Raw genomic sequence first — 9,725 nt, forward strand, 5'->3', positions numbered from 1 at the left:
ACCGATGCCGAGAAAGGTGCTCATCCCGTGAGTGCTGTTCCCTCCACCCGTACCGTCGCCCGCACGGGCCTCGCCGCGTTCGCCGCCGCCGCGCTGGCCGTGACCCTCGCCTCCCCCGCCGCCGCCGCGACCGGCACCCGTACGGTCACCGACGGGGGTACGACCTACAACCTGTCGCTCTCCGCGCCCGACAGCGCGGCCGCTTCGGGCGCCAACATCACCGTCACCGGAAGCGGTTATCACACCGGCCAGGGCGTCTACGTGAGCCTGTGCGTGGTGGACGGGGCCCAGGGCGCCAACAAGCCCTCGCCGTGTCTCGGCGGCCAGGACGAATCCGGCACCACCGGCGCCTCGCACTGGGTCTCCGGCCTGGGCGGCGGCCTGCCCAACACCTCGCCCTTCGGCGCGGGCGGCACCTTCAGCGTCCGGATACACGTCAAGGCCGACCTCGGCGGCGGAAACGTCTGCGGCGACACCGTCGAGTGCGCCATCGTGACCCGCGCCGACCACACCGACACCAACGACCGCAAGTACGACGTCCACGCTCCGATCAACTTCGTGTAACGCGGAGCGACTTCTCCCGCCCTTCGCCCGGTCCCGGCCGCTCGTGCCGGGGCCGGGCTCCCCCGCGTCCTGACGAGGAATGACATGACATCCACTCCGGGCACCGATCCCGGCACCCCGCCGAGCGGCCGCGGCAGACAGATCCGCCGGGCGGGCACGGCAGCCGTCGCCGCCCTGCTGCTCACGGCGGCGATCCCCACCGGCGCGGCGGTCGGCGCCGACGCCGGGACCCCGAAGACGGCCACCGGCCCCCAGGGGCAGAAGCTCACCGTCTCGGCCACCACCGGTCTCGACCCGGACGGGCAGAAGGTCCGGGTCACCGGCGAGGGGTACGGCCTCACCACCGGCATCTACGTCGCCCTGTGCAAGGACAACGGGGACAACCGGGTGCCCTCCCCCTGCCTCGGCGGGGCGGACATGAGCGGCGGTTCGAAGACCTCGCAGTGGATCGTGCCCCCGGGCGACCCGTACGAGGGCGACCTCGCCCGGGCCTTCGGACCCGGAGGCGCCTTCGACGTGGAGATCGAGATCACGGAGAAGGGCGACGGCCTCGACTGCGCCGAGGTGTCCTGTTCCGTCGTGACCCGCGCCGACCACCGCGCGGCCGGCAACCGTACGCAGGACGTCCGCATCCCCGTCGCCTTCGCCGGCCAGGAGCCCGGCGAACCGGGCGGCGGGGGCGTCGACGTGCCCGCGGGGACCGTCTCCTACCAGGCCGCCGCGGACTTCACCTCGGCCGGCAGGGCGCTGGACCTGCTGCTGCACCCCGACTCGAAGAAGCTGTACGTCGGCGCGGACAACCTCCCCGACACGGCCGACGTCGACGAGCGCGGGCTGCACGTCCTGAATCCCGAGGACGGGACGTCCGAGGGCTGGATCAGCCGGGCCCCCGGCTCCACCGGTGCGCTGCGGGCCTCGGCGGCCGCCCGCATCTCCGGGCCGTTGCCGGGCGACGGCGTCGTCTACACCTACCCGCTGCGGGGCGTCGGCAGCGCCAGGCCGGGCGACGAGGCGGCCTCCGGCGTCTGGCTCGCCGGGTCCACGATCACCGACATCGCCCCCGGCACGACCCCGGGTACGGTCCTGGTCGCCCAGGGCGCGACGCTCTCCGAGACCGACCGGGCCACCGGCACGGCAACCCGGACGCTCACCCTGCCGGGCGGCACGCAGTTCGCCGCCGACCCCGAGCGGGGCACGCTCTGGTACACCGACTTCGCGGCCGGGAAACTGCACCGCGTGGACCTCGCGTCGTTCGCCGTCACCGGCTCCTTCGACCTGCCCGGCGCGGCGGGCATCGCCGGATTCACCGAGACGGACCCGGCCACCGGCGCGGTGTGGGTCGGGGTCGGCCGGTCCGTGCTGGTCTTCGACGCCGCGGGCAAGCTGCTCAAGACGCTCGTCGGCAAGGACCTGGCCCGCGACGCCGCCTTCGACACCGCGACGGGCCGGGCCCACGTCGTCTGGCAGGACGGCGGGGACCTCTCCGACGCGGCCAACGACAACAACGGCACGCTGACCGTGTACGGCAGCGAGGACTTCGCCGTGGCCGCGAAGGACCTGTCGCTGCCCGGCAACCACTCCCAGGCCGGGGCGGCCTCGCTCGCCGTCGAACCGGGCGGCGCCACCGTCTTCGTCACCAGCCCCGCCGAGGGGAAGATCACCAAGCTGGTCCGGCAGACCTCGCCCCTGGTGACCCGCGCGCCCGCCGACCGCACGGCGCAGGACGGCGAGGAGGTCTCCCTCACCGCCGAGGCGGAGGGAACCCCGGAGCCCACGGTCCGCTGGCAGGTCAGCACCGACGGCGCGCAGACCTGGAAGGACGTCGAAGGCGCGACCGGGCCGGCCCTCACGTTCACCGCGCGGACGGCGCAGGACGGCTACCGCTACCGCGCCGAGTTCCGCAACGCCGTCGGCACCACCCGCACCGCCGCCGTGACGCTCACCGTCACCGCGGCAACCGGGGGCGGGGACACCGGCGGAGACACCGACGGCGACGGTGACACCTCGAACGGCACCGGCAGCACGGGAGGCGACGGCTCGACAGGTGGCGACAGCGGTACCCAGTCGGCCGGCGGCTCCACGGGTGCGGCCGGAGGCTCCACCGGTACGGCCGGGAACGCCGGCTCCACGGTCGGCGGTGGCGTCGGCGGCGGCACCGGGACCGCCACCACGTCCGGCGGCGGCAGTCTGGCCGCCACCGGGGCCACTGTGATGTCGGCAACTCTCGCAGCAGCGGCGCTCGTTGGCGCCGGGGTGCTGATCCACCGGCGCGCCAGGAGGCGCACGGAGGGCGCACTCTGACGGCGTAGCGGCCTTCCCCGCCCCTCGGGAGTGGGGTGGGAACGCGTGAACCCCCTGGCCGGGCAACACCCCCCGCCAGGGGGTTCACGCGTCCTTGCCGGGACACAGCGGAGCGGGAACCTCCACGAGCGGCCCCTCGGCGCCGCCGATCACAAGCGCTTACTCGCCTGTCGCTCCATCAATCTCCTTACCCACCAGGCGACATCGGACGGTTCCGGCAGATCGGAGGTGTCCGAGCCATGCCGCCTGAACTTCACGAGAACTCCAGCGAAATGGCACGTGTGTGGATATCGTGCACCGAGCGAGGGCGCATCCGTCAGTCCATGGGATCGGCGGATGCGTCCCGTTTGTGGGGGTGCAACTGTGGCTGGGGGGCTCATGGGGCATGTCGAAATACCTGATACCGACCTATCCGGACCGGTGGGGCTTCGGGGCGCGCCGCGTCCTCGCACCGCCGCCTCCCGGAATCGCACGGCGGCCCTGGAACAGCTGTGGAGGGAACCGACGGCTCGGCGCGATCCGGCCGGCCGGGCGCCGGTCCGGCACAAGCCCGCGTCCGGCCCGGCCCTCCTGGCACTGACCGATCTGCTGGGTCTGGCCGGTCCGGCCTGGCTGCTGCTGCGCGCGGGCGACCAGCCCCGCCCGGTGGCGGCCGCCGCGGTGGCGGGGCTGCTGTGGGCCGGGCTGCGCGGGGTCCGCGGGCGGTACACCGACCGGCTGCGGACCGAGCCGGGCGGTGCGCTCGGCATGAGCGGCGCGGGCGGTGCCGTCGGCGACTGGCTCGTCCTCATCGGCCTGCTGGCCGTGCTGCACACGGCGGCGGGCAGCCCGGTGGACCCGGCCACGGCCGTCGTGGCCGTCGCGCCGGGGCTGCTGATCGCCACGGCGGTGTCGGGGCTGCGGCGGCGGGGCCACCGGGTCCGCCGGGTGCTGCTGGTGGGCGAGGCGCCGGGGGTGGGCCGGGCGGCCGAGCTGCTCAACTCCCGTACGGACCACGGTTACGCGCTGGTCGCCGCCATTCCGGTGGGCGCCGGCCGGCTGGAGCTGGACGGGGTGCAGGTGCCGGGGCACCTCGCGTCCTGCCCGGCCGACGACGATGTGTCGACAGTGCTCGGCGGGGTCTACGCGCACGCGGCGGACCTGGTGCTGGTGGCTCCCGGGCCCCAGCTGACCGGCGACCGGCTGCGACGCCTCGGCTGGGGGCTGCACGACGGGGGCGTCGCCCTGTCCGTGCTCTCGGAGCTGTCCGGTGTGGCGGCCGAGCGGGTGCGTCCCGTCACCGCCGCCGGCCTCACCCTGCTGCACATCGCGCCACCGCTGCGCGGGGGCCCGCAGGCGGCGGTCAAGAACGCGCTGGACCGTACGGGCGCCCTGTTCGGACTGCTGACCCTGGCACCGTTGTTACTGACCGTCGCACTGAGCGTCCGGCTGTCCTCGCGGGGTCCGGTCTTCCACCGGCAGGTCCGGCAGGGGCAGCACAACCGGCCTTTCACCATGTGGAAGTTCCGCACGATGGTGGCGGACGCGGAGCATCTCAAGGCGCGGCTGATCGCGGCCAACGAGGTCGACGGCCCGCTGTTCAAGATGCGCAGCGATCCTCGGGTGACGCCGGTCGGCCGGATGCTGCGGCGCACGTCGATCGACGAACTCCCGCAGCTCGTCAATGTGTTGCTGGGCCACATGTCCTTGGTGGGTCCGCGGCCGCCGCTGCCGGAGGAGGCATCGCGCTACGACGAGCGGGAACACCGCCGGCTCACCGTGAAACCGGGTCTCACGGGCCTGTGGCAGGTGAGCGGACGCTCCGACCTGAGCTGGCACGAGACCGTCTCGCTCGACCTCTGGTACGTGGACAACTGGTCGGTCGCCGCCGACATGGGACTCCTCGCCCGCACCGTGCGCGCCGTCACCGACGGCCGCGGGGCGTACTGAGAGCGGCGGGCGTGCGGATGCGAGGAGCACCACCGGTGCGCCGCCGCGAGACCTCTCACGGCGGCGAACGGTCAGCTTTCGGGCGGGAGTTGTCCGAGCCACCAGGCGTAGGTGCGGGCGATACCGTCGCGCAGCGGGATCTTCGGCGTGAAGCCGAGGGCGTTGAGGCGGGTGACGTCGAGCAGCTTTCGGGGGGTCCCGTCGGGCTTCGAGGTGTCCCAGCGGATGCTGCCCTGGTAGCCCGTCACCTCACGTACGGTTTCCGCGAGTTCGCGGATCGTGAGGTCCTCGCCGCAGCCGATGTTGACGGGTTCGTCACCGTCGTAGGCCTCCAGCAGGCTCACGCAGGCGGCGGCGAGGTCGTCGACGTGGAGGAACTCGCGGCGCGGGGAGCCGGATCCCCACAGGGTCACCTCGGGGGCGTCGTCGCTGCGCGCCTCGTGGAAGCGGCGGATCAGCGCGGGCAGGACGTGCGAGGTCTCCAGGTCGAAGTTGTCGCCGGGCCCGTAGAGATTGGTGGGCATGGCGCTGATGTAGGAGGCGCCGTACTGCCGCCGGTAGGACTGGGTCTGGACGATCCCGGCGATCTTGGCGAGGGCGTACGCCTCGTTGGTGGGCTCCAGCTCACCGGTAAGCAGCGACTCCTCACGGATCGGCTGGGGGGCGAGCCGGGGGTAGATGCACGACGAGCCGAGGAAGAGCAGCCGCGGTGTCCCGGCCGCGTGCGCACCGGCGATCACGCTGAGCTGGATGCGCAGGTTGTCCTCCAGGAACTGCACCGGATACGTGCTGTTGGCCATGATCCCGCCCACCTTGGCGGCGGCCAGCACCACGGCGTCCGGGCGGACCTCCTTCAGATACGTCTCGGTCCGCGCGGCGTCGCGCAGGTCGAGGAGGTCACGGCCGCGGGTGAGCACCTCGTGGCCGTCGTCGGCGAGGCGGCGGGCCACCGCCGAGCCGACCAGGCCGCGGTGTCCCGCGACGAATATGCGGGAGCCGGGGCGCAGTAGAGGACGGGCGGATTCCTGGGACGGGACGGGGAGTTCGGTCGTCATGGCTCGGATTGTGCCAGCAGAAAAGGGACTGCGGTGACGCTTTGCCGCAGAACGCTCCAATTCCGGAATATCGGTGAACATCGCCGCCGAGGCGATCAGCAGAGAAGGGGGAATCGTGGCGAAGACCGCGCTCATCACCGGAGTGACAGGCCAGGACGGTTCGTATCTGGCCGAGCTGTTGCTCGACAAGGGATACACGGTGCACGGGCTCATACGCCGCTCCTCGAGCTTCAACACCGAGCGGATCGACCACATATACCAGGGTCCCGAGGAGCCGGAGCGTTCCTTCGTCCTGCATCACGCGGACCTGTCCGACGGTGTGGCGCTGGTGAACCTGCTGCGCGACATCCAGCCGGACGAGGTCTACAACCTGGGCGCGCAGTCGCATGTGCGGGTGTCCTTCGACGCTCCGCTCTACACCGGTGACGTCACCGGGCTCGGCACCGTCCGGCTGCTGGAGGCGGTCCGGGCCAGCGGCATCCACACCCGGCTCTACCAGGCCTCGTCCTCCGAGATGTTCGGCGCGAGCCCGCCCCCGCAGAACGAGAAGACCTCGTTCCACCCGCGCAGCCCGTACAGCGTGGCGAAGGTGTACTCGTACTGGGCGACGGTCAACTACCGCGAGGCGTACGGCATGTTCGCGGTGAACGGGATCCTCTTCAACCACGAGTCGCCGCGCCGGGGTGAGACCTTCGTGACCCGGAAGATCACCCGGGGCGTCGCCCGGATCAAGGCCGGGCTCCAGGACCGGCTGCACCTGGGCAACCTTGACGCGGTCCGGGACTGGGGGTACGCGCCGGAGTACGTGGACGCCATGTGGCGGATGCTCCAGTGCGACGCCCCCGACGACTTCGTGATCGCCACCGGCGAGGGCGTCAGCGTCCGGCAGTTCCTGGAGTTCTCCTTCGAGCACGCGGGCCTCGACTGGCGCGAGCACGTGCGCTACGACCCCAAGTACGAACGCCCCAGCGAGGTCGACGCGTTGATCGGTGACGCGTCCAAGGCCGAGGAGCTGCTGGGCTGGAAGCCCGAGGTGAAGTCGCGCGAGCTGGCCCGGATCATGGTCGACGCCGACATCCGCCGGCTGGAGGACCAGCTGTCCGGGGCCGCCGTCCGGGTGGACCGGTGAACGGGCGGGGGCGCCGCCCCTGTGGGCCGGTGGACGGGCGTCCCCGTCACGTGCGCATCTCCCCCGGCGGCCGGGCCGGGCTGCTCCGCCGCCGGTCCGCCGTCCCCTTACCGGACCGACAGGACCGTGTGACCGCCGACGCCCGGACCGGGCCGGCGGCCACCCATGACTCCCGGCCGGCGCTCGCCGCGCCCGTGCCCGGGACGATCACCGGCGCTACCGCCGATCTCCACCGACCGCTCGATGGAGCTCGACGCGCCGGCCGCGGGCGGGGCCTCGGCCCCGCCTACCCACTCGCCACGACTCCCGGCGGGACGCACCGTCCCCGCTCCCGGTCGGGCGAGGCAGGATCCGCGGCCTTTCGGCCGCAGCTCGAATCTCACCTTCGGAGCTGAATGATGAACGGAAGTACGGGGCAGAGAACCGGAGGACGCGGCCGTGTGCGGGCCGCTTCCGCCGCTCTCGGCCTGCTGGCCGGAGCCCTGACCGCGACCACGGTCGGGGCCTCCCCGGCGGCGGCGCTGACACCACCGGTCGCCATCACCGCGGACGACCTCACCACCTGGCAGACCAACGGCATCGTCTGGTCGATGGCCGCCGGCGACGGCGTCGTCTACGCGGGCGGCACCTTCTCCACCCTGCGGCCCCCCACCGCAGCCCCCGGAACGAGCGAACAGCCCGCGGTGAACTTCGCCGCGTTCGACGCCGCGACCGGGGCGCCCACCGACTGCTCGCTGTCCTTCACCATCTCCTCGGGGACCGCGACCGTACGGTCTCTCGCCCTCTCCCCGGACGGCGACACCCTCTACGCGGGCGGCCAGTTCGGCGCGGTGAACGGTGTCGGCGTGAGCAATATCGCGGCGATCGACACGGAGAGCTGCACGGTCCGCAACAGCTTCAAGATCGGGGTCTCGGCGACCGTGCGGGGGCTCGCCGTCACCGACGACACGGTCTATCTGGCGGGTGACTTCACCACGGTCGGCGGGCAGACCAGGAACCACTTCGCCGCCGTCACGACCGGAGCCGCCCTGCTGCCCTTCACGGCCAACGCCGACGAGGTCGCACGGGCCGTCGAGGTGACTCCGGACGGTCGACACGTGCTGCTCGGCGGGGACTTCTTCCGGATCAACGGCACGAACACCCACGCGCTGGCCGTCGTCGACGCCACCACCGGACAACTCACCAAGTCCTACCCGGGGTTCATTCACAACAACTCCACCGTCCAGGACATCACCACGGATGCCACCGGCTTCTACACCGGCAACGAGGGCACCGGCGGCGGCGTGTTCGACGGACGCATCGCTCTGAGCCTCGGCACCTTCGAGCAGCGCTGGCGGGACACCTGCCTCGGCGCGACCCAGTCCGTGCTGGTGCACTCCGGGGTGCTGTACAGCGGCAGCCACGCCCACGACTGCGCCAGCATGGGCGCGTTCCCGGACCAGCCGCGCAAGCACCTGCTGGCCCAGTCGGTCGACGACCCGAAGCTGCTGCCCTGGTTCCCGGACACCAACGACGGGATCGGGGAGCCGGTCGGGCCGCGCGTGATGACCCAGACGAGCAGCGGCGGGCGCCACTACCTGTGGGTGGGAGGCGAGTTCACCACCGTCAACACCAAGCCGCAGCAGGGTCTGACCCGGTTCGCGGACGGCCCGGACACGGGCGCGCCCTGGGTGCCCAACGTCAGCCTGTCCACGCTCACCCCGGGGCGGATCGACGTGAACTGGCAGACCAGCTTCGACACCGACGACGGTGAGCTGACCTACCGGATCTACAAGGACGGCTCCACCACCCCGATCCACACCACGACCGGCTCCTCGGTCTTCTGGGACCGGCCGCAGCTGACCTGGACGGACACCGACGTCGCCGAGGGCGAGACCCACGCGTACCGGATCACCGCGAGCGACGGCGTCAACACCAGCGCCAAGTCCCCGGCACAGTCCGCCACCGTGGCGAGCACGACGGAGGCGTACCCGGCCCGGGTCAGGTCCGACGGGGCGAGCCTCTACTGGCGCTACGACGAGGGCACTTCCACGTTCGCGCACGACAGCAGCGGCAACCTGAACAACGGCTTCCTGCGCAACGGCCCCGCCTACCGGCAGACCCCGGCGGCGGTCGCCGGGCCGTCGACGGCGATCGGGTTCAGCGGGACCGACGAATACGCGTACAGCAACCGGCAGCACGCCCAGCCGGCCCGCTTCACCGTCGAGACCTGGATCAAGACCACCACGACCCGGGGCGGGAAGATCGTCGGCTTCGGCAATCTGACCCAGCAGAACAGCACCCGCCACGACAAGCACATCTACATGCGCAACGACGGGCGCCTCGTGTTCGGCGTCCAGAGCGGCGGGGCCCGCACCGTCACCACCTCGGGGGCTTACAACGACGGCCAGTGGCACCACGTCGTCGCCACCCAGGGCCCGCTGGGGCAGGGCATGTCGCTGTACGTCGACGGGCAGCTGCGCGCGTCGAACATCCTGGTCTCCGGCAACGACAGCTCCCCGGGCTACTGGCGCGTCGGCGGGGACAACCTGGCCGGCTGGCCGAGCCGTCCCACCAGCAACTTCTTCGAAGGGCAGATCGACGAGACCGCCATCTACCCGACCGCGCTGAACTCTTCCACGATCAGCGCGCACTACGCCCTGAGGAACAGCTGATCTCATGAGGAATCCGTTCCTGGCCTGCGCCGCCGTCGTCCTGACGGCGGCGGCGCTGGCCGCCTGCGGCTCGTCCGCGGACGGGAACGACCT

At 72.2% G+C, this 9,725-nt stretch carries 6 protein-coding genes; 5 read left to right on the forward strand and 1 reads right to left on the reverse strand.

The genetic code is table 11. The features are described 5' to 3' along the window. Positions 1 to 27: 27 nt before the first annotated feature. The 3 genes from ACFWRV_RS29905 to ACFWRV_RS29915 all read left to right on the forward strand — a co-directional run bounded on the left by ACFWRV_RS29905 (position 28) and on the right by ACFWRV_RS29915 (position 4,794). Positions 28 to 564 carry a hypothetical protein gene (locus ACFWRV_RS29905; RefSeq protein WP_384338912.1) on the forward strand — a complete coding sequence of 179 codons (537 nt, stop codon included), beginning with the start codon at positions 28 to 30 and terminating at the stop codon, positions 562 to 564. Positions 565 to 648: 84 nt separating this feature from the next. Next, complete coding sequence (locus tag ACFWRV_RS29910; protein WP_384338914.1) at positions 649 to 2,865, forward strand: hypothetical protein; 2,217 nt, start codon at positions 649 to 651, stop codon at positions 2,863 to 2,865. Positions 2,866 to 3,285: 420 nt separating this feature from the next. After that, a complete protein-coding gene (locus ACFWRV_RS29915; protein WP_384338916.1) occupies positions 3,286 to 4,794 on the forward strand; it encodes an exopolysaccharide biosynthesis polyprenyl glycosylphosphotransferase in 1,509 nt (502 codons plus the stop codon). Positions 4,795 to 4,865: 71 nt separating this feature from the next. On the opposite strand, the gene ACFWRV_RS29920 is transcribed toward ACFWRV_RS29915, so the two are convergent. Beyond that, a complete protein-coding gene (locus ACFWRV_RS29920; RefSeq protein ID WP_384338918.1) occupies positions 4,866 to 5,849 on the reverse strand; it encodes a GDP-L-fucose synthase family protein in 984 nt (327 codons plus the stop codon). Positions 5,850 to 5,964: 115 nt separating this feature from the next. On the opposite strand from ACFWRV_RS29920, the gene gmd reads away from it, so the two are divergent. Together gmd and ACFWRV_RS29930 are read left to right on the forward strand one after the other, a co-directional pair. Further along, positions 5,965 to 6,978 carry a GDP-mannose 4,6-dehydratase gene (gene gmd, locus ACFWRV_RS29925; protein WP_384338924.1) on the forward strand — a complete coding sequence of 338 codons (1,014 nt, stop codon included), beginning with the start codon at positions 5,965 to 5,967 and terminating at the stop codon, positions 6,976 to 6,978. A 395-nt stretch (positions 6,979 to 7,373) separates the two neighbouring features. Next, complete coding sequence (locus ACFWRV_RS29930) at positions 7,374 to 9,632, forward strand: LamG-like jellyroll fold domain-containing protein (RefSeq protein WP_384338920.1); 2,259 nt, start codon at positions 7,374 to 7,376, stop codon at positions 9,630 to 9,632. The last annotated feature ends 93 nt before the right edge of the window (positions 9,633 to 9,725 follow it).

It is taken from the genome of Streptomyces sp. NPDC058576, from assembly GCF_042718715.1.
In the GTDB taxonomy this organism is placed as follows: domain Bacteria; phylum Actinomycetota; class Actinomycetes; order Streptomycetales; family Streptomycetaceae; genus Streptomyces.